This is a genomic window from Burkholderia sp. Bp8992 (assembly GCF_003853705.1).
Taxonomy (GTDB): Bacteria; Pseudomonadota; Gammaproteobacteria; order Burkholderiales; family Burkholderiaceae; genus Burkholderia.
Genome location: NZ_QTQI01000007.1, coordinates 95,694 through 118,186, shown reverse-complemented (window position 1 = coordinate 118,186; position 22,493 = coordinate 95,694). Strand labels below are relative to the sequence as shown.

Here is a 22,493-nt window from a genome sequence, read left to right as displayed (position 1 = left end):
ATCGCCGACGCACGCGACACGCCGGGCAATCGGTTCGGGCATGCCATGTTCGTCTCCTGCCTCAAAACGTGTTCTCGCCCTTCAGGTAGTACGCGGTTTTCACGAAGAACGCCTTCACCGGATGGCCGCTCTGCGCGTCGCGGGCCGCCCGCGCCTCCATCGCGGCCTTCTCGTCGGCCCACCGGTCGGGCACCGGGTTGTACACACGCTCGAGCGCACGCTGCATCGCGAGCGGATAGTTCTGGTTGCCGGCCGTCGTCGCGCGGTAGCCGGCACGCGTCATCTGCATCAGCTGCGCATCGGTTTCGGCACGCGCCGCCGACCAGGTCAACGGCGCGGCATTCGGGGCGTCGGCGACGCCGATCGACTGCGCGAAGCTGACGGCCGGCAGCGCAGCGAGTGCGCAGGAAAGAACGGCAACGGGAACGAGGGATCGCATAATGGCCTCCAGATGGTTGTCCCCGCATCGATCGAGCGTCGATGCGTTGAAATCATCGTATGTCGGGCCGTATGCCGCTTGAATAGCCGAATCCGCAATTGTTATTTTCAGCCGCGCATTCGGCGTTCGAGTTGCGTCATTCGCGGATCCCTTCGAAATGGAATTTCTTTATTTCATTCAACGATCTGATCGGATTTTTACCGGCGATCCGGTGGGGCGCTCGCCCCGCTTTTTCAATTTCCGAAATGACGTGTTGCCGGTGCGATTTCGGCAGGCGCGCCTGCGCACAAGGCTTTCGGCGCAATATCGCGCACGCGGATGCCGCCGAAGCGATTTCGTCGGATCAGCCGATTCTTCTGATGCAGGACAAATCACTCGCATCGGCGTGCCGGATTGAGACGCGACTCAATATGCAAGGACGCGCGATAATCACGCATCGGCCGTTTCGCAGGGCCTCTCACGCATTCTTCATTTTTAATCGAGTCTCTCCATGGCTGCCCTCGACATTACCGCCATCGACAGTTGGCACGCGCACGTCTATTTCGATGCGGCGAGCCGCGACGCGGCCTGGGCGTTTCGCCAGGTCGTCGACGCGCAGTTCGGCGCGGTCATCGAACTCGGGCGCTTTCACGAACGGCTCGTCGGCCCGCATCCGGCGTGGTCGTACCAGATCGCGTTCGACGCCGCGCGCTTCGACGACATCGTGCCGTGGCTCGTGCTGAACCACGGCGCGCTCGACATCTTCCTGCATCCGAATACGCACGACGAACTGCGCGACCATCGCGATTGCGCGGTGTGGATCGGCAAGTCGTATACGCTGAATCTCGACGCGCTGGCCGGATAAGGGCGGGCCACGGCGCAACCTGCCCGACGCTGCATCCACGTTTCGGGTCGACGTGAAACGTCACGCGACGGTGCGCCCATACAGTGGGCTTCCGTCAACGACGCTTCCGGACACCCGCCATGACACCCGCAGAGACCGACGCCGCCGCCCGGCGCATCCATGAAAACTGGCACGCCGCCGTCGTCGCGCGCGACCTCGACGCGCTGATGGCGCTGTATGCCGACGACGCGGTGCTCGAAACGCCGTTCGTCGTCGCCACGCTGCCCGAACACGGCTCGGGCGTGCTGCACGGCAAGGCCGCGATCGGCGCATTCTTCGCGGCCGGCCTGCGCAATCCGGACAACAAGCTCGGGCGCTGGTACCGGACCGGGCTGTTCTTCTCGAACGGTCGCCAGCTCGTCTGGGAATACCCGCGCGCCACGCCGGACGGCGACCAGGTCGATCTCGTCGAAGTGATGGATCTCCGCGACGGGCTGATCGCGCATCATCGCGTGTACTGGGGATGGGTCGGGTTCAATGCGCTGCGGGCTGCCACGCCGTCGCGCGGCCACGCATGACGGCCGCCGCACCAAACAGGGCTGCGGCGCGCCGCGTGCTCGCCGCGACCTGCGTGAGCTACACGCTCGTGCTGCTCGACGCGTCGATCGTCAACGTCGCGCTCACCGACATCGCGCATACGTTCGGCAGCCAGGTCGCCGGCCTGCAATGGATAGTGAACGCTTACACGCTCGCGTTCGCGAGCCTGCTGCTGACGGGCGGCACGCTCGGCGACCGGCTCGGCGACCGCACCGTCTATGTCGCGGGGCTCGCGGTATTCGTCGCCGCGTCGGCACTGTGCGGCCTCGCGCCGACCCTCCCGACACTCGCCGCCGCTCGCGCGTTGCAAGGCGTCGGCAGCGCGATGCTGGTGCCCTGCTCGCTCGCGCTGATCAACCGCGCCTTCCCCGCACCGGCCGCCCGCGCATCGGCGATCAGCCTGTGGATGGGTTGCGGCGGCATCGCGATGGCGTCGGGTCCGCTGATCGGCGGGCTGCTGATCGATCTGTTCGGCTGGCGCAGCCTGTTCTTCGTGAACCTGCCGTTCGGGCTCGCCGGCATCTGGCTCGGCCGCACGGTCGCGCGCGCCGCCGCCGACACGTCGCGGCAGTTCGACTGGGCCGGCCAGGCCACCGCCATCGTCGCGATCTCCGCGCTGATCGGCACGCTGATCGAAGGGCCGTCGCTTGGCTGGCGCTCGGCGCCGATCGTCGGCGGTGCCGTGACGAGTGTCGTCGCGTGGATCGCGTTCATCGCGATCGAAGCACGGCGCCGCGAGCCGATGCTGCCGCTCGCCTTCTTCCGCAACCGGTTGTTCGCGGGATCGACGTTCGTGTCGATGGCATCGGCGTTCGTGTTCTACGGCCTGCTGTTCGTGCTCAGCCTCTTTTATCGGCAGGTGCGCGGCGCGAGCCCGCTCGACACGGGGCTCGCGTTCCTGCCGATGACCGCGATGGTTGCGCTCGGCGGGTTGGGTTCGGGGCGGCTGGTGGCGCGCTTCGGCGCGCGCGGCACGATGTGCGCGGCGTTCGGGCTCTATGCGGCCGGCGCGCTCGGGATGACGGCCATCGGCACGACGACGCCCGCATGGCTCGCCGTCGCGCCCATGCTCGCGATCGGCTTCGCATCGGGATTCATCTCGCCGGCCGCGACGTCGCCGGCGCTCGGGACGATCGACCGCAGCCGTGCCGGCGTGGCGGCGGCGGCGTTGAACGCGGCGCGGCAGTGCGGTTCGGCGCTCGGCGTGGCGATCTTCGGTGCGTGCATCGCGACGCTGCAGCCGTTTCCGGTGGCGATGCGGGTGGCGCTGGTCATGGCGATCGCGCTGTCGGCGCTCGCCGCGGCAACGTGGTGGATCACGATCACGAAGCGGCCGGCACCGGCAGCCGGCGAAGCTGCCGCGCAGTTGCAGCCGGCCGCCACGCGCCGCTAGCGCATGCCGCGGCAGATGCGCCGCTTACGCGACATACATCGCGACACTGACGAACTGGCACAGGCTCCCTGCCAGCACGAACAGATGCCAGATGCCGTGCCCGTGACGGATGCGTTCGTCGTTGATGAAGAAATAGATCCCGGCGCTGTAGATCAGGCCGCCGGCCACGAGCCACGCGGTGCCGATCGGCGGCAGCGCATGGATCAGCGGCCGCACCGCGACGAGCGCAAGCCAGCCCATCAGCACGTACAGGATCATCGACAGCAAGCGCGTGCGGCGCCCGAGCGTCAGCTCCTGCACGATCCCGAACACGGCGAGCCCCCAGCTCACGCCGAACAGCGACCAGCCCCACGGGCCGCGCAGCGTGACGAGCGTGAACGGCGTATAGCTGCCGGCGATCAGCAGGTAGATCGCCGAGTGGTCGCACTTCTGCAGGATCGCTTTCAGGCGCGGATTGCGCACGCTGTGATACAGCGTCGAGATTGCGTAAAGCGCGCAGAGCATCGCGCCGTAGACGCTGAAACTCACCACCTTGTAGGCGTCGCCTTCGAGCGCGCCCATCGTCACCAGTGTTGCCAGCCCTGCTACCGATAGCACCGCGCCGACGAGATGGGTAATGCTGTTGAAACGCTCACCGGCATGCACGACGGGATCCTCCTGTGCGGGTTTATCGGGAGCCAATGGCTCAAGCTCACATGATACCGGCCGGGAAACGCGCCCGGGTTGCGGGTAGATCAAGCTCGACACAAGGACGGCTGCGCAGCGCGGCCTGCCCGGCGCGTCACGCTCGCCGCCGCATGGCGACCAGCCCGGCCCGTCGCCGCGCGTCCATCCCGGATGACCGCCATCAACCGTCGTGGCTGGCCAGCGGCGCCCACTCGGCCACGAGCTTCAGCAGGCCGGGAAAGCGCAGGTCGATATCTTCCGTGCGCACGCGGCTGCGCCGCTCGAGCCCGTATTGACGCTGGCGCAGCACGCCCGCGTCACGCAGCGCCTTGAAATGGTGGGTAAGCGACGATTTCGGGCGATCGAAGCCGAACCAGCCGCAAGGATGGTCGTATGCCTCGGATTCCAGCATCAGCCTCTGCACGATCGTCAGTCGCAACGGATCGGCCAGCGCGCCAAGAATGGTTTCGAGGCGAAGCTCGGCGACGGCCGGCTCCGGCAGCGGATCGGGCAAATCCGCAGGTGCCGGCACGCTGCCGGCCGCCCGTTCAGGGTGAACTCGTTTCATGTCCGCCAGCATATCACCTTGTACGAGTTTTTTCGAACTAGGCTATAGTTCGAAAAAACTCGTACAAGGAGTCCGTTCATGTCCGACACCGTCGTTCCCCAATCGCAACGCGCAGCTCCGCGCGGCGTGCCCCGCATGGCACATGCTGCCTGGATGGTCACCGCCGTGTTCATGCTGTCCAACTCGCCGACACCGCTGTACGTTGCCTGGCAGCGCACACTCGGCTTCTCGTCCGGCACGCTGACCGTCATCTTCGCGCTCTACATCGCCGGGCTGCTGGGTACGCTGCTCGTCGCCGGCCAGCTTTCGGACCGTTACGGGCGCAAGCCGGTCCTGCTGCCCGGCCTCGCCGCGGCGCTGATCGCGTGCGCGCTGTTCGCGACCGCGTCGTCCGTCGCGATGCTCGCGGTCGCCCGCTTGCTGACGGGCATCGCAGTCGGCGTCATCGTGTCGGCGGGCATGGCATCGGTGATCGATCTCGCCGGCACCGAGCGGCGCAAGGCCGCGCTGCTCGCGTCCGTGGCCATGGTGCTCGGCGCGGGGCTCGGACCGTTGCTCGCCGGAATTGCCGCGCAAACCGCCGCACATCCGGTCGCCCTCGTCTTCGGCGTCGAATTCGTGATCCTGCTGAGCGCGCTGGCCGTCGCCCTGCGGCTGCCGCGCAACCGTCCCGCGCAAGTGCCTGGCGACACGCCGCCGCTGCGCCTGCCGTCCGTACCGTCGCACAACCGGCGCCATGTCGCCGGCGGCATCGCCGTGTTCGGGCCGGGCATCACCGCGACCTCCTTCGTGCTGGCGCTGGGTCCGTCGTTGCTGGCGCGCCTGCTTCACGTGCGCAGCCCGCTGCTCGCGGGCGGGATGGCCTGCGCGATGTTCATCGCCGCCACCGGAGTCCAGTTCGTCGCGCGGCGCGGATCGATCCGCACGACGTTCGTGGCCGGCACGGTCGCCACCACGCTGTCGATGGTGATGCTGTGCATCGCCGTGCATGCGTCGTCGGCCGCCGTCCTCGTCGCGGCGGCGCTCTTCGCGGGTGCGGGGCAGGGCCTCGGGCAGCTCGGCGGCCTGACGCTGATCGGCCTGCACGTATCGGACGCACGACGCGCCGAGGCGAACGCCGTCATGAACATCGGCGGCTACCTTCCGGCGGGACTGATGCCCGTGATGACCGGGTACGCGATCGATCGCATCGGCTTCACGGCCGGCGCGACCGGCTTTGCCGTCGCACTGACCGTCATCGCGCTCGTCGCGGGGGCCGCAGCGGTTCTTGCGCTCCGGCACGAAAGCGACTGACCGTCGCGACGGCCGACTACGGCTGCCCGTGAGACGATGCGTCGCGCGACCCCATCGCCATGCGCCGCCATGAAAAAAGGCGTCATGGCCTTCACGCCATGACGCCTCGTTTCTTCGTTCGTGCCGTTTCACACGCTCAACAGCACTTCCCCGCACCCGACCCGTACCGCGCATTCTGGCGTTCGCGGAAAAATTCCTCGTACGTCATCGGCTCGCGGTCCGGATGGGTTTCGCGCATGTGCGCGACGTAGGTGTCGTAGTCGGGCAGGCCGACCATCAGCCGCAACGCCTGCCCGAGGTAACGCCCCGCGCTGCGCAGGTCGCTGCCAAGATCGCTGAACATCGCGGCCTCCCCTTAACGTCCGCTGCCGAGCGCCTGCGCGGCCGGCATCGCTTCGTACGGCGTCTCGCGCACGGTCGGCTTCGACTCGCGGCGCGCGCGCAGCACGGCGATCACGCCGTACACCGCGATTGCCACGACCACGAAGATGAACAGCCCGGCCAGCGCCGCGTCGATGTAGTCGTTGAAGATGATCCGCTTCATCTGCGCGATCGACTTCGCCGGGGCGAGCACCTTGCCTTCGTCCACCGCGGCCTGCAGCTTCGCGGCGTGCGCGAGGAAGCTGACCTTCGGGTTCGCGTCGAAAATCTTCTGCCAGCCGGCCGTCAGCGTGCAGATCAGCAGCCACGCGGTCGGCACGATCGTCACCCACGCATAGCGTTCGCGCTTCATCTTGAACAGCACGACGGTGCCGAGCACCAGCGCGATCGCGGCAAGCATCTGGTTCGAGATGCCGAACAGCGGCCACAGCGTGTTGATGCCGCCGAGCGGATCGACCACGCCCTGATACAGGAAGTAGCCCCACGCGGCCACGCACAGTGCGGTGGCGACGAGGTTCGCCGGCAGCGACTCGGTGCGCTTGAGCGCCGGGTGGAACGTGCCGAGCAGGTCCTGCAGCATGAAGCGGCCCGCACGCGTGCCGGCGTCGACGGCCGTCAGGATGAACAGCGCCTCGAACAGGATCGCGAAGTGATACCAGAACGCCATCATCGCTTCGCCGCCGATCACCTGGTGCAGGATGTGCGCCATGCCGACGGCCAGCGTCGGCGCGCCGCCCGCACGCGCGATGATCGTCGTTTCGCCGACCGCCTTCGCGGTCTGCGTCAGCATGTCGGGCGTCAGCACGAAGCCCCATTGCGTGACGGTGTTCGCGACGGCCTCAGGCGTCGAGCCGAGCACGGCGGCCGGCGCGTTCATCGCGAAGTAGATGCCCGGTTCGATCACGCAGGCGGCGACCAGCGCCATGATCGCGACGAACGACTCCATCAGCATCGCGCCGTAACCGATGAAGCGCGCGTTGGTTTCGTTGTCGATCAGCTTCGGCGTCGTGCCCGACGAGATCAGCGCGTGGAAGCCCGACACTGCGCCGCACGCGATCGTGATGAACAGGAACGGGAACAGGTTGCCCGACCACACCGGGCCCGTGCCGTCGACGAACTTCGTCAGCGCGGGCATCTTCAGTTCCGGCGCGACGACCAGGATGCCGATCGCGAGGCCGAGGATCGTGCCGATCTTCAGGAACGTCGACAGATAGTCGCGCGGCGCGAGCAGCAGCCACACTGGCAGCACCGAGGCGACGAAGCCGTAGCCGATCAGGATCCACGTGAGCTGCGTGCCGGTGAACGTGAACCACGCAGCGAGCGTCGGCGAATCGTGCACATGCTGGCCGAACGCAATCGACGCCATCAGCAGCACGAAGCCGATGATCGACACTTCGCCGATGCGGCCCGGACGGATGTAGCGCGTGTAGACGCCCATGAACAGCGCGATCGGAATCGTCGCGGCGACGGTGAACGTGCCCCACGGCGAGTTGGTCAGCGCCTTCACGACGATCAGCGCGAGCACCGCGAGGATGATCACCATGATCAGGAACGCGCCGAACAGCGCGATCACGCCGGGCACCGTGCCGAGCTCCATCTTGACGAGGTCGCCGAGCGAGCGGCCGTCGCGGCGCGTCGAGATGAACAGCACGATGAAGTCCTGCACGGCGCCGGCGAACACGACGCCGGCCAGGATCCACAGCATGCCGGGCGTGTAGCCCATCTGCGCGGCGAGCACGGGCCCGACGAGCGGGCCGGCGCCGGCGATCGCGGCGAAGTGATGGCCGAACAGCACGTACTTGTTGGTCGGCACGTAGTCGAGGCCATCGTTGTACTTGACGGCCGGCGTCATCCGCAGCCCGTCGAGCTGCATGACCTTGCTGGCGATGAAACGGCTGTAGAAGCGATATGCGATCAGATACACGCAGACTGCGGCGATCACGATCCAGAGGGCACTGACGCGCTCGCCGTGCGCGAGTGCAATCGTTCCGAACGAGAACGCGCCGAGCAGCGCGACCGCGATCCAGAGCAGGGTACTGGAAGCCCGATTCATGGCGTCTCCTGGTCTCCAATGTGTTTTTGAGTGGATGCGGCGAGGCGCCGAACCCGCGTGACGTCGATGCGTCGTGCCGCGGCCTCGCAAAGGCCGCGACGATGGGCCGTAGTATTCCGTGTGACGGGGGCGGCTTACAAGCGGTTAACTACGTATGCGGAGCTACGTAGAATTACGTAGATGCCGGTTGCGCGTGCATCGTCCGCCGTGCGATTGATCGTGAACGGCGAGCCACGTACAGTATTCGCCTGCCTCCATTCCGGAACCGCCATGCCAATCGGATTTCAGAAGATGAATGCGAACGGCGATGACTTCGTCATCGTCGACCTGCGCGGTCAGGATCGGGATCACGTGCCGCGCCTCGACCGCGACCTCGTGCGGCGGATGGGCGACCGGCATAACGGTATCGGCTTCAACCAGCTCGCGGTGATCTCGGACTGCGACGACGCGGCCGCGCGCGTCGCGTTCTGGAATCCCGACGGCTCCGCGCTCGATACCTGCGGCAGCGCGACGCGCGGCGTCGCATGGAAGCTGATGCGGGAAACCGGCGCGGCGTCGGTCGTGCTGCGCACGAATCGCGGGCGCCTGCTGTGTGCGCACGACGCGCACGGGTTAATCAAGGTCGAGATGGGCGCGCCGCGGCTCGGCTGGCAGGACGTGCCCGTCGCCGAAGCGGTCGACACGCTCGCGCTGCCGCTGCCCGGCGCGCCGGCCGCATGCAGCATGGGCAATCCGCACTGCACGTTCTTCGTCGACGATGTCGATACGGTCGACCTCGAAGCGTTCGGCCCCGCAATCGAAACGCATCCGCTGTTTCCGCAGAAAACCAACGTGCATGTCGTGCAGGTCATCAACCGTTCGCACGTTCGCCTGCGCATCTGGGAGCGCGGCGGCGGCGTGCCGCTCGGGTCGGGCTCGTGTTCGTGCGGCGCGGTGGTCAACGGCATCAGGCGCGGGCTGCTCGACGAGACGGTACGCGTGACCTGCGACGGCGGCGACGTCACCGTTCAATGGGACGGCGCGGGCAGCGTGTTCCTGAGCGGGCCGGTTGCGTTCGGATTCAGCGCGGTGTGGGTGGCCGGGGAGGCTGCGGCACGCTGATCGCCGGCATGAGTACTGCGGACGGAATCGGGATGCCGACTCGCGCGGCGATCCCTGGCGCGCGGCCGGCATGACCCGACACAGGGCGTGCCGGGCCACCTGCATCACTGCTTTTCGTCGATCTTCTTCGGCTTCGGCGGCGACGGCACCTTCGCGTACTGGAACGCCGGCGTCGCCTTCAGCGCTTCCTTCGTCGCGCCCGGCAGGTAGATGTTGCCCTTGCGCACGTCGAGCGACGCGATCGGCACCGCGACGTCATGCGCGGCCACGCCGAGGAAGCCGCCGGCCGACACGATCGCGGCCGACACCGAGCCGTCCGGCGCGACGATCAGGTCGCGCACGGTGCCGACCTTCTGGTTGTCGTCGTTGTACACGGCCTTGCCGAGCACGCTCTTCTTCACGCTCCAGCCTTCGAGCAGCGCCTGCGATTGCTCGACGGTCACGCTGATCGGTTGCGCACCCGCGATCTGCGCATGCGCGCTGACGCTCGAGGCGAGGATGGTTGCTGCGATGAGGGTCTTGTAGAAAGCCATGCTGTTATGCACTCCGGTGAATTGTTGTCGGTATCGGCGGCCGGCCTCTCCGCCTCCGTATGCGCGACACATCGCACCGGCCCATGTTAGCGCCACTCGCACAATGCTGCATCGGACGCGATGACGCAGCCCGCTCATCCTGCGCGCGATGGCTGCGTTACGGACAACGCAGCGAATCGCGAACCTGTGCGAATCCACGCAGGCAGCACACGCCGTCACGCGTTGCGCGACTGCGCACGCCGTTGCCGCACGGCCTCCGCCAGCACGTCGAGCACCGGCTCCGTCTGCGTCCAGCTCAGGCACGCATCGGTGATCGACACGCCGTACTTCAGCGGCACGCCCGGCTTCAGGTCCTGGCGCCCGGCCTCGAGATGGCTCTCGACCATCACGCCGACGATCCGCTGCTCGCCCTGCGACAGCTGCCGAGCGAGATCCTGCGCCACCTCGATCTGCCGCTCATGCGACTTGTTGGAATTCGCGTGCGAGCAGTCGACCATCACCTGCTCGCGCAACCCGGCCTTGCGCAGCACCGCGCAACACGCGTCGACATGCTCGGCGTCGTAGTTCGGGCCGGTCTTGCCGCCGCGCAGGATCACGTGCGCGTCGTCGTTGCCGCGCGTCTCGAAGATCGCGGCCATCCCCATCTTCGTCATCCCCATGAACGCATGGCTCGCAGCCGCGGCCACGATCGCGTCCGCCGCGACCTGCACGCCGCCGTCGGTGCCGTTCTTGAAGCCGATCGGGCAGCTGAGGCCCGACGCGAGCTGGCGATGGCTCTGGCTCTCGGTCGTGCGCGCGCCGATCGCGCCCCACGCGATCAGGTCGGCGATGTACTGCGGGCTCAGCAGGTCGAGGAATTCGGTCGACGCCGGCAGGCCGAGCGCATTGACGTCGAGCAGCAGTTGCCGCGCGGCACGCAGCCCTTCGTTGATGCGGAAGCTGCCGTCGAGACGCGGATCGTTGATGTAGCCCTTCCAGCCGACCGTCGTGCGCGGCTTCTCGAAGTAGACGCGCATCGTGATCAGCAGGTCGTCCTTCAGCGCATCGGCGGCGACCTTCAGGCGGCGCGCGTAGTCGAGCGCCTGGTCGTGGTCGTGGATCGAGCACGGGCCGACGACGAGCAGCAGCCGGTCGTCGCGGCCGTGCAGGATGTCGCCGATCGCGCGGCGCGTATCCTCGACGAGTGTCTGCGTGCCGGCCGGCACCGGCAGCTCGTCCAGCAGCAGCGCCGGCGAAATCAGCGGGCGCACGGCGCCGATGCGGACGTCGTCGATGCGCGTGGTGTCCTGCGTCGCGTCGGCGCTGCCTACCTCGCGATCATGGGAAGGATTGTCGAGGTTCTGCATGGTGATTCTCCGGGGGGACGTCTGGAATGATGGGCAGGCTCGATTATGGCACCCGGAGAAGGTGGCAGAAGGTTACGGTGGCGTAACGCGGGTGGCGGTGGCTGCGATCGCGCAACCGACGTCGAATCGCCGTCAAAAAGAAGGGCGACCCGCAAAAGGGTCGCCCGGCCATGCATCGAGTCGTACGCCCTCGCGTCTAGTGCAGCGTCTCGGGCGCCAGCGAGTTGCTCGGCAGCAGCGACGTCAGCCAGCAATTGCTCGGCGCGGCTTTCCCGTTGAAGCGGTCGTAGAGCCAGGGCAGCATCCCGGCCACCCACGGCACGATCGCGCCAGCATGCTCCAGCGGATACTCGGTGTACGTGACCGGCGTGCCGCTGGCGCAGAACTTCTGCGCGAGCGCACGCACGTCGTACGCGAGCATCACGCCGTCGCCCACCTGGCTGCTGAAGGTTCCGTCGAGCGCACCGGCCGTGCCCTGGCCGATGAACATCGGAATCGTCGGCGACGCGGCCAGGCCCGCATTCACCTTGTTCGCATACGTCACGTAGGCCGGGATGCTGTTGATGTCGTTCGCGTATTGCGGCTTGAACAGCGTGCCCCAGTGCAGCCCCGTGTACTTCGGCAGGATGTACGCGAGCGACTGGCTCTGGATGTCCTTGAACACGGCGACGCCCGTCTCGCTGAGATACGGCGTCAGGTCGAAGTCGTAGCCGCGCGACAGGCCGGCCAGCGCGGCCGCCGCGACGCCGCCCCACACGATGCTGCCGTCGACGTAACGCAGGTTGTGCGCGGGATCCACCAGCACGCCGCCTTCCGCCGCGCCGACGAGCTGCTTGTTGACGTCGGGCGCATAGCTCGGCGCGAGCTGCGCGGCCCAGTTCGTCGCGATCGCGCCGCCGGAATAGCCGATCATCGCGACCTTGCTCGACGGATTCAGGCCGGTCGACGGCGTATTGAGCGCCGCGCGGATCGAATCGAGCGTCGTCATCCCGTATTCGGGGCCGGCCGCGAAGTCGGCCGTCTGGCCTTCCGTATCGGGCACGATGATGTTGTAGCCGAGCAGCAGCAGCGTCGACAGCGGAACCGATTCCGCGCTGTAGAGCAGCGTGCCGATGTTGATGACCTTGGTCACGTCGCGGTCGCCGGCGATCACCTGCGACGGCTCGTCGTACGGGTTCAGCGAATCGTAGGCCGACTGGTACGAGATGGCCTGGCCGTTGCTGACCTGGCTGCGGATCACCGACGTCACGTTGACGACGGGCTGGTTCCGCGCGTCGTTGGTGCGGTACAGCAACTGCTGCGCGGTCACGGCCGTCGGGATACCGGCCACGTGATAGGTGACGTTGCGCGTCTTCAGCACCGTGCCCGGTGGAATCGATGCCAGCGGCGTGGTGCCGGTGTACGTATAGAACGGATCGGGCACGGTCGGCGCGGCGGTGCCGGCCGACGGTGCGATGATGGCCAGCGCGGCGCACACGGCGGCCGCGACGGTCATGACTCGTCTGGAGGACATGGGTGGGGGCCCTTGGGATAACCTGCTTTCATCGAAGGAAGTTCGGCGGTATTGCAGACCATCTCGCTTGCCGAATCAAATGTGCGTCCGTGCCATCGACTGTCTCCTGTATATGAGTGATCCGGTTTGTTCTGAATCTGCAGTTTTAGTAGGAGTACAAACCGGATTTCATTGAAGCACAGCGCGAACGCGTTCGATGCCGGTTTTCGATTGTTTGAAGGTAAACGTCTAAAACCCTTGCCGGTCGACGCGAACGCACCGGCCGTTCGGCCGACTGTTCGCGAGCCGACGAAGCACCGTACGATCACGGCTGTCCGGTAACGAAGCGGCCCGTCGCATGACGCACGGGCGCACCGTGCACCGCTTGCCCGCAACCGATCGTCCCTGCCCGACCGACACGCCACGATGACCGTATCCGAACTGCTCCGCGCCATCCGCCAACCCTACGCCGACCTGCTCGCGCATGCGGCCACGCAACCGTCGGTGATCGTCGAGCCGGCCTACCGGCAGGCCGACGGCACACTCGCCACCGAAGGGCCGCTCGCGCTGCCGTGCCGCGCCGACACCATCGCGGCCGAAGGCGAAGCGGCCGGCCAGCCCGAGATGATCGATTCGACCACGCAGCTGGATTTCGACCCGCTCGAGTTCGACCTTGAAACGGCGGCCGTGTCGATCCGCCCGTTCGTGTGGGACTGGGCCGAGATCGAGGCCGACGGTCTCGACGAAAGCGCTGCGGCCGATGCGTTCAAGACGTGGTTCCGCGCGTGGTTCGATGTCGACGACGAGAACGATCCGGCCGAAGACGGGCTGCACGGCATCGTGCATTACCTGTCGGAACCGGTTCGCACGGAGCACGGGTGGCGCGTCAACGCAGATCTCGGTTCCGCGCCCGAAACGGCCGTCGAGGATCTGCTGTTCCGGCTCGTCGATGCGGGTGCGACGCGGATCAGTGTCGGTTAATATCGCTCGTCATCGGTAACTATCCTCATGAAAAAACTCCTCGCCGCGCTGCTGCTATGCATCTCGTTGCCGGCACTCGCCACGGTTTCCACCGAAGTATTTTGCTTCAGGTCGGATGGCGACAAACCCGTGCGCTTCGAGATGCGTACCTACTACGACGATGTGGTCAAATGGTCGGGAGGCATGGTCCGGTACGCGAACGCGAAAACGGCGCTCCCTCTGGTGATCGAACATGAAGAGGACGAAGTGCTCGCGAAAGATCGCCCACACCAGTACACGACCACCTGGGTCGAACTGGTGGACGGCAGGATCAACGGGCGGTACGAAATGACGAGCCAGGGCGCGATGATCTATTCGATGACCTACACCTCCGCGCGCACCGGCAAGAAGACTTCGTTCGGCCGCGCACTGGATGTCGACGCGTCCGAGCAAACCGGGTGCCGCTGGTGATGCGCCCGTCGATCCGGATGGCTGTGGTACTGATCGCGCTGCACGCGGGCTTCGCCGATGGCGCGCCGCGCACGGTCTACGAAGGAACGTTGCAAGGTGCTGGCACCGTCGTGATGGAACTCGACACGCTGCCGGCCGCGGACGGCACGCTCTCTGGCCGCTATTTCTACGCACAGTTCGGCGTCGACATTCCACTGCACGGCAAACCCGCGCAACTGGTTGAGCCGCTCGCGCGTACGCAATTGCCGGACAATGCGCGCGACTCATCGACATTCCACGAGCACGCCGATTTCGATCATGTCGCTGCAGCCTGGCAGGGCACGCGGGACAAGGATGGTTATCGCGGCCGCTGGACCGATGCCCGCTCGGGCAAGGTGCGCACCTTCACGTTGCGCCGCGTGGCCGAATACGATCCGGATGCAATCGCGCCCAGCCCGGTCGAGGCGATTACCGCGGTCTCCGCGGGCGGGGTCGGCAGCGGCATCGCCCGCGGCGCGGCCATCGACATGAAGCATGCGCCATATGCCACGCTGAAGCTGGCCGGACACGCACGGCCGGCCGGTCGCGAAATCGGCGATGGCACGGTCGCGTACCGGATGTGGCGCGATTCGCGCACGGTGTTCGCGTATCCGCGGCTGAGCCGCCACCCCGATCCGGCCGTAATGGCACGCGTCAACCATCTGCTCGAACAGCGGCACTGGCGGATGAATCTCGCGGCGCTTGAATGCGCGTCGACACGCTTTACCGACGACGGGCCGGCCGCAGGAACACTCGGCGGCTACGACGACGAGCAAGTGACAGTCACGTGGCTGTCGAACGCGGCGCTGAGCATCGTGGAATCGGGCAGCACGTTCTGCGGCGGCGCGTATCCGGACAATCACTACGATCCGGTCACGTTCGACCTGCTGCGCGGCGCGTACCTCGACTGGAACCGCGTGATCGACACGACAACGGCCGACAAGGACGGCGAATCGGCAACAAGCCCCGCGCTAGTGAATTTCATCACGCGGCTGCGCGACGGGGCGGCCCCGCGCAACCAGGCGACCGACGGCGAAGGCAACTCGCTGTCGTGTGCCGACGTATTCCCTCAATATCTGGCGTTTGAACTCGATGCCCCCGGCAAGCTGTCGTTCGTCGTATCCGGGATCGTCCACGCGGCGGGCGCCTGTCTCGGGCCGCAGCTCGACGCGCCGTTTGCGACGCTCGCACCGATCCTGAAATCGGGTGGTGCGCGCTATCTCGTGCCGGGTGTGAAACTGAAGTAGCGCGGCGGTGCGCATGCACCGCCGTCATGGCATCAAGACGCTTCGCCCGGCGCGTCGGCGTCGATGCCAAGTTCGCTCGCCATCCGCTGAACCAGCGCACTCAGCCGTGCCACTTCATCCGCGAGACGCTTCTGCTCGGCCTTCAGCGCCTCGAACTCGGAAGGCGGCACCGAATCCGCGCCGCCACCGGCCTCCGCGCTTGCGAAGTCGGCGATGTTCACTTCGCCGCACATCAGGTGCATCCAGCGGTTCTCGCGGGCCCCCGGCGCACGCGGCAGCCGGACGACGAGCGCCTGCGCGCGCGTCGCGAGCTCGTCGAGGAACGCCTCGACCGACGAGATATCCGCGAAGCCGTGCAGGCGTGCGCTGTTCAGGCGCAACTCGGCGGCCGTCTGCGGGCCGCGCAGCAGCAGGATCGTCAGCAGCGCGATCGCCTGGCTCGGGATGCCGAGCACGCGGTTCATGTTGTGCTCGAAACGCGGCACGCGGCTGCTGCTGCCCTCCATCACGAGGCTCAGGTGCTTCAGCCCGTCGAGCGCGGTCGTGACTTCGTCCTCGCTGACGTTCATCACCGGCGCGCGCGCGGTTTTCTGGTTGCAGCCCGCGGTCAGCGCATTCAGCGACAGCGGGTAAGTATCCGGCACCGTGTGCTGCTTCTCGACGAGCACCCCGAGAATGCGAGCCTCAAGGGGCGTGAGTTCGCGCAGGGCGCGTGGCGTGGGCATGTCCGGCGTGGTGTTCATGAGTAGCTTCGCAGCGTGCAGCAGGTGAAGGGAAACGGTCGCGGCCCGTCCGGCATCGCGCACGGGCGAGCCATATGATAGCTCGCGGCGGGTAGCCCGGCACCGCTCGCCGCGCCGGCGCGCGCACTTGCCGCAGCGGGCTTTCGTCCAACCTGTCGGCGCGCTCGATACCGCGCAGTGCCGCGCGGCGACGCGTACGCGCATACCCCGGCGTTTGCGCGATGCGCACGCTGGCGCTACGATGTGCGTTCACCCCGATATCCGTGGCGCCGCGCGCGACCGTCTTCACGCGCCGATGCCACGCATCGCCCGTCCTGAACGTGCTGCCGCCGCGCATGCACGCCGCCCGTCAACACCGTTCACCCCTTCACCGGTTCACCGTCATGACTGCATCCTCTTCCGCGCCGCACGTACGCGCCATCGTCACCGGACACACGCGCGGCCTCGGCGCGTCGCTCGCCGAACAACTGTTGCTGGAAGGCGTCGCCGTGCTCGGCGTGTCGCGCAGCCGTCATCCGTCGCTCGCGTCGCAAGCCGGCGACCGCTTCTCCGAAGTCGAGATCGATCTGTCCGACTCCGCGGCCGTCGCAACCTGGCTGGCCGGCGACACGCTGCGCCGCTTCGTCGACGGCGCGTCGCTCGTGCTGCTGTTCAACAACGCAGGCATCGTCGATCCGATCGGCACGCTCGCCACGCAAGACCCTGCGATCGTCGCGCGCGCGGTCGGCCTGAACGTCGCTGCGCCGCTGATGCTGTCGGCCGCGCTCGCGCAGGCGGCAACGGCCACGACCGAATGCCGGATCCTGCACGTGTCGAGCGGCGCAGCACGCAACGCATACGCGGGCTGGAGCATCTACTGCGCGACCAAGGCCGCGCTCGATCATCATGCACGCGCAGTCGCGCTGGACGCGAACGGCACGCTGCGGATCTGCAGCGTCGCGCCCGGTGTCGTCGACACGGGCATGCAGGCGACGATCCGCTCGACCAGCGAAGACAACTTCCCGATGCGCGAGAAGTTCGACGAGTTGAAGTCGAGCGGCGCGCTCGCGACGCCCGCGGCAGCCGCACGGCAACTGATCGGCTATGCGCTGAGCGACGCGTTCGGCACCGAGCCGACCGCCGACGTGCGGAACCTGCCGGCCCAGTAAGCCGCGGCGCGGCCCGTCACCCTTCGAGCCGCTTCGTCCAGCCTTCGACCTGCCGTTCCGTCCGGCGCTTGTCAGGCATCTTGTGCCAGCCGGGCGGCAGCAGCGGCACGGCGCACCGCGCGGGTCGACACGCGCGTTCAGGCGACGCAGTCCCGATGCGTACGCAGCGCACGGCGCGCGTAATAGTCGAACGTCACCGCATCACGCTTCGGCTTCGAGATCCAGTCGTGCGCTTCGCGCGCCAGCGCCGGCGGCACCGGCTTGATCTCCCCGGCCGACATCGCAAGCAGTTGCAGCTTCGCGGCGCGCTCGATCAGCAGCGCGAGGATGCACGCTTCCTCGATCGTCTTGCCGACCACGAGCTGGCCGTGATGCGACAGCAGGATCGCGCGCTTGCTGCCCAGCGCCTTCGAGATGATCTCGCCCTCCTCGTTGCCGACCGGCACGCCGGGCCAGTCCTTCAGGAACGCGCAATCGTCGTACAGCGGGCAGGTGTCCATGTGCGACACGACGAGCGGCTGCTCGAGCATCGACAGCGCCGCGACATGCGCCGGATGCGTATGGATGATGCAGTTCACATCCGGGCGCTCGCGATAGATCCACGTATGGAACCGGTTGGCCGGATTCGGAATGCCCTCGCCGTCGACCACGTCGAGATCCTCGTTGACGTGCAACAGGTTCGCGGCCGAAATCTCGTCGAACCCGAGCCCGAGCCGCTGCGTGTAATACGTGCCGGCGTCGCCCGCGCGGCAGGTGATCTGCCCGGCCAGCCCCGAGTCGTGGCCGGCATCGAACAGGATCCTGCACGTGAGCGCGAGCTTCTGCCGCGCGGTCCAGCCGCTGTCGCCCACCTCGTTCTCGAGCCGCCGCTCCGCCAGCGCGACCAGCGCTTCCTTCGTCAAGTTCAGCGTTTCCGCCATGTTCGCCTCCTGAATGAATCGGGTCTGCCGCGCCGTCCGCGGCCGTTTTTCGGGATCACGTGACACACGATACACCCTAGGACACATTGTGTCATGCGTTACAATCGGTTTTTCGACGGACACCTGGCGCCCCATGACGATTCGCCTGAAGCTGCTCAGAAAACAGAAGGGCTGGACGCTCGATGTGCTGGCCGACGAGACGGGCCTCACCAAGAGCTACCTGTCGAAGGTCGAGCGCGGCCTGAGCGTGCCGTCGATCGCGGTCGCGCTGAAGCTGTCGAAGGCGCTGAACGTCGACGTCGAGCAGCTGTTCTCGGAAAGCCACAACCGCGAGCTGATCACGGTCACGCGCGCCGGCGAGCGCACGGCGATGGGCGCGGCGGCCGACCGCCACGCGCACCGCTTCGAAAGCATCGCGGCCGGCGTCGCGCCGAAGAGGATGCTGCCGTTCGTCGTGCAGCCGCCGCACGAATTCGTCGCGTCGACATTGCGCGAGCACGAGGGCGAGGAATTCCTGTTCGTGCACAAGGGGCGCGTCGAAATCGAATTTCCGAACGAGACGGTGCAACTCAAGACCGGCGATTCAGTCTATTTCAACGCACTCATCCCGCACCGCACGCGCAGCCTCGGCGCCGCGCAGGCGGAGATCCTGGTCATCGTCAGTCACGACGACTAGCCTCGTCACTTCTTCGCGCAAGGACCCCCGATGGTCACCAAGGCCACCGCACCGTTCCAGCAGATCAAGACGCTCGTTCGCCAGAACGTCGAGTCCGGCGACTGGCGCCCCGGCGACCGCATTCCGTCGGAACTCGATCTCGCCGCGCAGTTCGGCGTCGCGCGCATGACGGTCAACCGCGCGCTGCGCGAGCTGACCGAGGAAGGCGTGCTGAAGCGCATCGCGGGCGTCGGCACCTTCGTCGCCGAGGTGAAGCCGCAGTCGAACCTGCTGATGATCGCGCATATCCGCGATGAAATCCGCGCACGCGGGCACGAATATCGCTGTCGCGTGCTGAGCCGGTCGAGCGAGCCCGCGTCGTTCGACGTCGCGGCCGCATTCGGGCTGCCGGTCAATACACCGGTCTTTCACGTGGTGTGCGTGCACGAGGAGAACGGCCGCCCGATCCAGCTCGAGGACCGCTACGTGAACCCGGCCGCCGCGCCCGGCTTCATCGACCAGGATTTCCAGGCCGAGCCGCCCTCCGAATACCTGTTCAACAACGTGTCGCACTACGAACTGGAAATCGAGCACGTCGTCGACGCGTCGCTGCCGACCGTCGAGCAGGCGCGGCTGCTCGACATGCGCGCCGACGAGCCGTGCCTCACGCTCACGCGCCGCACCTGGACGGACGGGCTGCCGGTCACGTTCGTGCATTTCCTGCATCCGGGCAACCGCTACCGGCTCGGCTCGCGCTTCAAGCCGGGCGCGGGGCGTCACCCGACCTGACCTTTATCACCCGCTCAAAGCGCACGGCGGCCGTTTCGTGCTGAAACGGCCGCCGCGTTCGTGACCTGCGTGGTTCAGATCGCGCGAACCTGTCCCGCCCCACGCGACCATACGACCGGAAACAGCGGGTGGTCGAGCGGCGCGCCGTCGGCCAGTTGCTCCGCGAGCCCGGGGAATTCGGGCGACGTCTTCCAGCGGCGCGGCGCGTGGCGGATATCGTCGCCGACGAAGCGGATCGAGAACGCGCGCCGGCGGTTCTGCGTGCCGCCCGAGGCATGCAGCGTGAGCATTCGGAAGCAGACCATGTCGCCGGGCTCGAGCGCCCAGTGGCGAATCGGGAACGCCGCGCGGTCGGCTTCGATGTCGGGCAGGTCGGCCAGGCTGCCCTCCGGGAACCACTTCGCTTCCTTGTCCATGAACGTACGCGGCATCAGCCACGGCCCGCGATGCGAGCCCGCGACGAATTCCAGCGTCGATTCGAGCGGCACCGGGTCGACCGGAATCCACATGCTGACGTTGTCGTCGCCTTCGATGTTGTAGTACGGCTGGTCTTGGTGCCATGGCGTGCGCTGCCGCGTGCCGGGCTCCTTCACGAGCAGGTGGTCGTGATGCAGCCGCACGCTCTCTGTCCCCATCAGCGCGGCGGCGACCGACGGCGCCGGCGAGCGCACGATGAAATCGCGATACGCGTCGTTGTGCTGCCAGTTGCAGAAATCCTCGAAGAACCAGCCGGGATCGTCGGGCCGGCTCGCCACTTTCGCGCGCTCGCTCGGCTGCGCGAGATTCGCGTCGATGCCGGCCCGCAGCGCGGCCACTTCGTCGGGCGAAAAGATGCCCTTGATGCAGACCGCCCCTTCTTCGCGGAACGCGGCGATCAGTTCGGGCGTCACGGCTTGCGCGACGCGGTCCTGGATACTCGTCATGGTGTGCCTGTCGATGGAATGAGTCACGGAATCACGGAGTCACGGTGCAGAAGTCAGCTGCTGCTTCGCGCCGTAGATGTCGAAGTCGAAGTACTTCGCGGCGATCTTCTGGTACGTGCCGTTCGCGCGGATCGCGACGATCGCGTCGTTCAGCCGCTTCTTCATGTCGGCGTCGCCCTTGCGCACGCCCATCGCGACGCCGTAGCCGGTGATCCGCACGTCGGTCACGTCGGGGCCTGCGAACGCATAGTCCTTGCCGCGCGGCGTCTTCAGGAACGAGTAGCCGGCCTGTGTCTTGTCCTGGAAGGTCGCGTCGAGGCGGCCGTTGACGAGATCCTGGTACACCTGGTCCTGGTTCTGGTACGAGACGATCGTCACGCCCTTGGTCGCCCATTCGGCCTTCGCGTAGGCCTCCTGCGTCGTGCCCTGGTCGATCCCGATGCGCTTGCCCGCGAGCGACGCGGCGGTCGGCAGCAGTTTCGAGCCGGCCGGCGCGACGAGCGCGCCCGGCGACGCATACAGCTTGTTCGAGAAGTCGATCTGCTTGAGCCGCTCGTCGGTGGCCGTCATCGCGGACATGATCACGTCGAACTTGCGCGCACGCAGCGCCGGAATCATCCCGTCGAAGCCCTGCTCGACCCACACGCATTTCGCATGCAGCTGCTCGCAGATCGCATTGCGCAGGTCGATGTCGAAGCCGGCGAGCGAGCCGTCGGGCTGTTTCGCCTCGAACGGCGGATACGTGGGGTCGATACCCCAGCGGATCGTCGACGTGTCCTGCGCGAACGACACGAGCGGCGCGAACGCCAGCGCGGAAACGAGGAGCTTTGCAGTGCGGTTCATGGCGTGTCCTTGAAAGTCTCGACGCGGCGGGCGACGCCGGCGTCCGGTGGAGGCGCCGCGCCGGGATGCCGGCGCGGGGCGCGAAAGACGGGGGACTTCGATGAAACTGCGATGCAGTCTAGACTGCTTAATTTTCGAGCGCAAGCAGGAGCGCACCGGGTGGCGTGAACCGAGGGTAAGGAGGTATCGGAGGGGTGGGACGGAGCTTGATCTATAGCACTACTGCGGGGGTTTTGGGGTGTTTACCCTGCACGAAGCACGCTCGCCAAAGAGGGCTTTTTTCGGATTTCCGTGGAGTGGCGATATTTGTACGGATGATCGGCGCGAAGGTGCGCCCAGCGCGATATCGACATTGCGACCTATACCGCATCGCGAATCGCTCCGCGCGGCCGTCCCATGTGGCGGCTTTTCGGCCAGGGCGATAACTACTTGATCAACCGCATCCCGGCGACCTTCGAGGCCGTCACGTCGAATGTAGCTGTGTACTCGCACTCGGCCGCAAACCCCGAGCGCTCGATCAGGCAGTCCGAGAAGTCCGCCTTCGCGGATGCCGCGAAAACACGAAGCGCCTTTCGCACCGTATCGGCGCCTTCAACCACGAGTTCCTTGGTGCCGATCATCGAGTCGATGATGTCCTTCATCTGCTCGCGCTCGACGCCGTAGCAGCGCCCGAGCACCCACACGACCTCGACCAGGGCCACCTGTGAAATATACCCCGGCCGCTCGGCCGACAGGGACTCCATCAGCGCCGTCGCCCTCTTCGATTGCACGACGTCATCCTGAGCGAAATAGCGAACCAGCACATTCGTATCCAGTCCGATCATCGCCCGGATGCTCCCTGCTCGGCGATGGCCCGATTCATGTCCTCGATCGACACAGGTTTCAGGGGCTTCTTCACGATGCCCTTGAGCGACGCAAGCGAGCGCGTGGCCGGAATGACTTCATACCGGCCGGTTGTCTCGTTGAAACTGAATTCGATCCGGTCGCCAGACTGCAAGCCAAGCTGATTGCGCACGTCCACGGGGATCGTGACCTGGCCCTTCGAAGTGATCGTTGCTGCCGTCATGATGGCACCTCCTTGATTCCTTACT

Annotated in this window: 26 protein-coding genes and 1 pseudogene; 12 read left to right on the top strand and 15 right to left on the bottom strand. The window is 66.7% G+C overall.

Annotated elements, in window-relative coordinates; translation table 11 throughout:
• Positions 1-61: 61 nt before the first annotated feature.
• Positions 62-439 carry a hypothetical protein gene (locus DIE03_RS13160; RefSeq protein ID WP_124450862.1) on the bottom strand — a complete coding sequence of 126 codons (378 nt, stop codon included), beginning with the start codon at positions 437-439 and terminating at the stop codon, positions 62-64.
• 157 nt (positions 440-596) lie between these two features.
• Between DIE03_RS13160 and DIE03_RS13155 the strand changes: the two genes are divergently transcribed.
• From DIE03_RS13155 to DIE03_RS13140, 4 genes are all read left to right on the top strand, one after another.
• A complete protein-coding gene (locus DIE03_RS13155) occupies positions 597-836 on the top strand; it encodes a hypothetical protein (protein ID WP_124450860.1) in 240 nt (79 codons plus the stop codon).
• Between the two features lie 93 nt (positions 837-929).
• The gene (locus DIE03_RS13150; protein ID WP_124450858.1) at positions 930-1,283 is read left to right on the top strand and encodes a DOPA 4,5-dioxygenase family protein; all 354 of its coding nucleotides are present in this window, start codon (positions 930-932) and stop codon (positions 1,281-1,283) included.
• A 119-nt stretch (positions 1,284-1,402) separates the two neighbouring features.
• Positions 1,403-1,840, top strand: coding sequence for a nuclear transport factor 2 family protein (locus DIE03_RS13145; protein WP_124450856.1), 438 nt, complete (start codon positions 1,403-1,405; stop codon positions 1,838-1,840).
• A 35-nt stretch (positions 1,841-1,875) separates the two neighbouring features.
• Positions 1,876-3,252 (top strand): MFS transporter, encoded by a 1,377-nt coding sequence (locus tag DIE03_RS13140; RefSeq protein WP_260434871.1) that lies wholly within the window; start codon positions 1,876-1,878, stop codon positions 3,250-3,252.
• Between the two features lie 24 nt (positions 3,253-3,276).
• Here DIE03_RS13140 and trhA read toward each other — a convergent pair whose 3' ends face one another.
• Both trhA and DIE03_RS13130 read right to left on the bottom strand, forming a co-directional pair.
• On the bottom strand, positions 3,277-3,897 hold the full coding sequence (trhA, locus tag DIE03_RS13135) for a PAQR family membrane homeostasis protein TrhA (RefSeq protein ID WP_124450852.1): 621 nt from the start codon (positions 3,895-3,897) through the stop codon (positions 3,277-3,279).
• Positions 3,898-4,099: 202 nt separating this feature from the next.
• Positions 4,100-4,498: a helix-turn-helix transcriptional regulator gene (locus DIE03_RS13130; protein WP_221623686.1), complete on the bottom strand. Its 399-nt coding sequence runs from the start codon at positions 4,496-4,498 to the stop codon at positions 4,100-4,102.
• 123 nt (positions 4,499-4,621) lie between these two features.
• On the opposite strand from DIE03_RS13130, the gene DIE03_RS13125 reads away from it, so the two are divergent.
• Positions 4,622-5,779 carry an MFS transporter gene (locus tag DIE03_RS13125; RefSeq protein WP_124450850.1) on the top strand — a complete coding sequence of 386 codons (1,158 nt, stop codon included), beginning with the start codon at positions 4,622-4,624 and terminating at the stop codon, positions 5,777-5,779.
• A 136-nt stretch (positions 5,780-5,915) separates the two neighbouring features.
• Here DIE03_RS13125 and DIE03_RS13120 read toward each other — a convergent pair whose 3' ends face one another.
• Positions 5,916-6,122 (bottom strand): YbdD/YjiX family protein, encoded by a 207-nt coding sequence (locus tag DIE03_RS13120; protein WP_006480280.1) that lies wholly within the window; start codon positions 6,120-6,122, stop codon positions 5,916-5,918.
• 12 nt (positions 6,123-6,134) lie between these two features.
• On the bottom strand, positions 6,135-8,213 hold the full coding sequence (locus tag DIE03_RS13115) for a carbon starvation CstA family protein (RefSeq protein ID WP_124450848.1): 2,079 nt from the start codon (positions 8,211-8,213) through the stop codon (positions 6,135-6,137).
• Between the two features lie 270 nt (positions 8,214-8,483).
• Here DIE03_RS13115 and dapF point away from each other — a divergent pair, with 270 nt between their 5' ends.
• Positions 8,484-9,314, top strand: a complete 831-nt coding sequence (gene dapF / locus DIE03_RS13110) for a diaminopimelate epimerase (protein WP_124450846.1) — start codon at positions 8,484-8,486, stop codon at positions 9,312-9,314.
• 104 nt (positions 9,315-9,418) lie between these two features.
• Here the strand turns inward: dapF and DIE03_RS13105 are convergent, their stop codons facing one another.
• From DIE03_RS13105 to DIE03_RS13095, 3 genes are all read right to left on the bottom strand, one after another.
• Positions 9,419-9,847, bottom strand: a complete 429-nt coding sequence (locus tag DIE03_RS13105) for a PRC-barrel domain-containing protein (protein WP_124450844.1) — start codon at positions 9,845-9,847, stop codon at positions 9,419-9,421.
• A gap of 215 nt (positions 9,848-10,062) precedes the next feature.
• Entirely contained in the window at positions 10,063-11,193 is a 1,131-nt protein-coding gene (locus tag DIE03_RS13100; protein ID WP_124450842.1) for a 3-deoxy-7-phosphoheptulonate synthase, read from the bottom strand.
• A 196-nt stretch (positions 11,194-11,389) separates the two neighbouring features.
• Positions 11,390-12,706, bottom strand: coding sequence for a lipase family protein (locus tag DIE03_RS13095; protein WP_124450840.1), 1,317 nt, complete (start codon positions 12,704-12,706; stop codon positions 11,390-11,392).
• A gap of 405 nt (positions 12,707-13,111) precedes the next feature.
• Between DIE03_RS13095 and DIE03_RS13090 the strand changes: the two genes are divergently transcribed.
• The 3 genes from DIE03_RS13090 to DIE03_RS13080 are packed head-to-tail and all read left to right on the top strand — an operon-like array spanning position 13,112 to position 15,381.
• Positions 13,112-13,666, top strand: a complete 555-nt coding sequence (locus DIE03_RS13090; protein WP_124450838.1) for a hypothetical protein — start codon at positions 13,112-13,114, stop codon at positions 13,664-13,666.
• A 27-nt stretch (positions 13,667-13,693) separates the two neighbouring features.
• Entirely contained in the window at positions 13,694-14,116 is a 423-nt protein-coding gene (locus DIE03_RS13085; RefSeq protein WP_124450836.1) for a hypothetical protein, read from the top strand.
• Positions 14,116-15,381: a hypothetical protein gene (locus DIE03_RS13080; protein WP_124451133.1), complete on the top strand. Its 1,266-nt coding sequence runs from the start codon at positions 14,116-14,118 to the stop codon at positions 15,379-15,381. Before DIE03_RS13085 ends, DIE03_RS13080 begins: the two co-directional genes overlap by 1 nt.
• Positions 15,382-15,413: 32 nt before the next feature.
• On the opposite strand, the gene DIE03_RS13075 is transcribed toward DIE03_RS13080, so the two are convergent.
• The gene (locus DIE03_RS13075; RefSeq protein WP_124450834.1) at positions 15,414-16,124 is read right to left on the bottom strand and encodes a YceH family protein; all 711 of its coding nucleotides are present in this window, start codon (positions 16,122-16,124) and stop codon (positions 15,414-15,416) included.
• 383 nt (positions 16,125-16,507) lie between these two features.
• On the opposite strand from DIE03_RS13075, the gene DIE03_RS13070 reads away from it, so the two are divergent.
• Positions 16,508-17,272: an SDR family oxidoreductase gene (locus DIE03_RS13070; RefSeq protein ID WP_124450832.1), complete on the top strand. Its 765-nt coding sequence runs from the start codon at positions 16,508-16,510 to the stop codon at positions 17,270-17,272.
• Between the two features lie 16 nt (positions 17,273-17,288).
• Here DIE03_RS13070 and DIE03_RS38995 read toward each other — a convergent pair.
• Positions 17,289-17,393, bottom strand: a pseudogene (locus DIE03_RS38995) (MOSC domain-containing protein); the annotation flags it as partial.
• A gap of 16 nt (positions 17,394-17,409) precedes the next feature.
• Positions 17,410-18,192, bottom strand: coding sequence for an aldolase (locus tag DIE03_RS13060; protein WP_124450830.1), 783 nt, complete (start codon positions 18,190-18,192; stop codon positions 17,410-17,412).
• Between the two features lie 133 nt (positions 18,193-18,325).
• On the opposite strand from DIE03_RS13060, the gene DIE03_RS13055 reads away from it, so the two are divergent.
• Together DIE03_RS13055 and hutC are read left to right on the top strand one after the other, a co-directional pair.
• Positions 18,326-18,868 carry a helix-turn-helix domain-containing protein gene (locus DIE03_RS13055; RefSeq protein ID WP_124450828.1) on the top strand — a complete coding sequence of 181 codons (543 nt, stop codon included), beginning with the start codon at positions 18,326-18,328 and terminating at the stop codon, positions 18,866-18,868.
• A gap of 30 nt (positions 18,869-18,898) precedes the next feature.
• Entirely contained in the window at positions 18,899-19,636 is a 738-nt protein-coding gene (gene hutC / locus DIE03_RS13050; protein WP_124450826.1) for a histidine utilization repressor, read from the top strand.
• A gap of 74 nt (positions 19,637-19,710) precedes the next feature.
• Here hutC and DIE03_RS13045 read toward each other — a convergent pair whose 3' ends face one another.
• The 4 genes from DIE03_RS13045 to DIE03_RS13030 all read right to left on the bottom strand — a co-directional run bounded on the left by DIE03_RS13045 (position 19,711) and on the right by DIE03_RS13030 (position 22,468).
• Positions 19,711-20,559, bottom strand: coding sequence for a phytanoyl-CoA dioxygenase family protein (locus tag DIE03_RS13045; protein ID WP_124450824.1), 849 nt, complete (start codon positions 20,557-20,559; stop codon positions 19,711-19,713).
• A gap of 39 nt (positions 20,560-20,598) precedes the next feature.
• The gene (locus DIE03_RS13040) at positions 20,599-21,402 is read right to left on the bottom strand and encodes an ABC transporter substrate-binding protein (RefSeq protein WP_124450822.1); all 804 of its coding nucleotides are present in this window, start codon (positions 21,400-21,402) and stop codon (positions 20,599-20,601) included.
• A 425-nt stretch (positions 21,403-21,827) separates the two neighbouring features.
• Positions 21,828-22,226, bottom strand: a complete 399-nt coding sequence (locus DIE03_RS13035) for a PIN domain-containing protein (RefSeq protein WP_124450820.1) — start codon at positions 22,224-22,226, stop codon at positions 21,828-21,830.
• Complete coding sequence (locus DIE03_RS13030; protein ID WP_124450818.1) at positions 22,223-22,468, bottom strand: AbrB/MazE/SpoVT family DNA-binding domain-containing protein; 246 nt, start codon at positions 22,466-22,468, stop codon at positions 22,223-22,225. Before DIE03_RS13030 ends, DIE03_RS13035 begins: the two co-directional genes overlap by 4 nt.
• Positions 22,469-22,493 lie beyond the last annotated feature (25 nt).

What these genes read in the sequence shown, in the direction of transcription:
- DIE03_RS13160 (WP_124450862.1), bottom strand. Translation starts at nt 439, where the DNA reads ATGCGATCCCTCGTTCCCGTTGCCGTTCTTTCCTGCGCACTCGCTGCG.
- DIE03_RS13155 (WP_124450860.1), top strand. Translation starts at nt 597, where the DNA reads ATGGAATTTCTTTATTTCATTCAACGATCTGATCGGATTTTTACCGGC.
- DIE03_RS13150 (WP_124450858.1), top strand. Translation starts at nt 930, where the DNA reads ATGGCTGCCCTCGACATTACCGCCATCGACAGTTGGCACGCGCACGTC.
- DIE03_RS13145 (WP_124450856.1), top strand. Translation starts at nt 1,403, where the DNA reads ATGACACCCGCAGAGACCGACGCCGCCGCCCGGCGCATCCATGAAAAC.
- DIE03_RS13130 (WP_221623686.1), bottom strand. Translation starts at nt 4,498, where the DNA reads ATGCTGGCGGACATGAAACGAGTTCACCCTGAACGGGCGGCCGGCAGC.
- DIE03_RS13125 (WP_124450850.1), top strand. Translation starts at nt 4,622, where the DNA reads ATGGCACATGCTGCCTGGATGGTCACCGCCGTGTTCATGCTGTCCAAC.
- DIE03_RS13120 (WP_006480280.1), bottom strand. Translation starts at nt 6,122, where the DNA reads ATGTTCAGCGATCTTGGCAGCGACCTGCGCAGCGCGGGGCGTTACCTC.
- DIE03_RS13115 (WP_124450848.1), bottom strand. Translation starts at nt 8,213, where the DNA reads ATGAATCGGGCTTCCAGTACCCTGCTCTGGATCGCGGTCGCGCTGCTC.
- dapF (WP_124450846.1), top strand. Translation starts at nt 8,484, where the DNA reads ATGCCAATCGGATTTCAGAAGATGAATGCGAACGGCGATGACTTCGTC.
- DIE03_RS13105 (WP_124450844.1), bottom strand. Translation starts at nt 9,847, where the DNA reads ATGGCTTTCTACAAGACCCTCATCGCAGCAACCATCCTCGCCTCGAGC.
- DIE03_RS13100 (WP_124450842.1), bottom strand. Translation starts at nt 11,193, where the DNA reads ATGCAGAACCTCGACAATCCTTCCCATGATCGCGAGGTAGGCAGCGCC.
- DIE03_RS13095 (WP_124450840.1), bottom strand. Translation starts at nt 12,706, where the DNA reads ATGTCCTCCAGACGAGTCATGACCGTCGCGGCCGCCGTGTGCGCCGCG.
- DIE03_RS13090 (WP_124450838.1), top strand. Translation starts at nt 13,112, where the DNA reads ATGACCGTATCCGAACTGCTCCGCGCCATCCGCCAACCCTACGCCGAC.
- DIE03_RS13085 (WP_124450836.1), top strand. Translation starts at nt 13,694, where the DNA reads ATGAAAAAACTCCTCGCCGCGCTGCTGCTATGCATCTCGTTGCCGGCA.
- DIE03_RS13080 (WP_124451133.1), top strand. Translation starts at nt 14,116, where the DNA reads ATGCGCCCGTCGATCCGGATGGCTGTGGTACTGATCGCGCTGCACGCG.
- DIE03_RS13075 (WP_124450834.1), bottom strand. Translation starts at nt 16,124, where the DNA reads ATGAACACCACGCCGGACATGCCCACGCCACGCGCCCTGCGCGAACTC.
- DIE03_RS13070 (WP_124450832.1), top strand. Translation starts at nt 16,508, where the DNA reads ATGACTGCATCCTCTTCCGCGCCGCACGTACGCGCCATCGTCACCGGA.
- DIE03_RS13060 (WP_124450830.1), bottom strand. Translation starts at nt 18,192, where the DNA reads ATGGCGGAAACGCTGAACTTGACGAAGGAAGCGCTGGTCGCGCTGGCG.
- DIE03_RS13055 (WP_124450828.1), top strand. Translation starts at nt 18,326, where the DNA reads ATGACGATTCGCCTGAAGCTGCTCAGAAAACAGAAGGGCTGGACGCTC.
- hutC (WP_124450826.1), top strand. Translation starts at nt 18,899, where the DNA reads ATGGTCACCAAGGCCACCGCACCGTTCCAGCAGATCAAGACGCTCGTT.
- DIE03_RS13045 (WP_124450824.1), bottom strand. Translation starts at nt 20,559, where the DNA reads ATGACGAGTATCCAGGACCGCGTCGCGCAAGCCGTGACGCCCGAACTG.
- DIE03_RS13040 (WP_124450822.1), bottom strand. Translation starts at nt 21,402, where the DNA reads ATGAACCGCACTGCAAAGCTCCTCGTTTCCGCGCTGGCGTTCGCGCCG.
- DIE03_RS13035 (WP_124450820.1), bottom strand. Translation starts at nt 22,226, where the DNA reads ATGATCGGACTGGATACGAATGTGCTGGTTCGCTATTTCGCTCAGGAT.
- DIE03_RS13030 (WP_124450818.1), bottom strand. Translation starts at nt 22,468, where the DNA reads ATGACGGCAGCAACGATCACTTCGAAGGGCCAGGTCACGATCCCCGTG.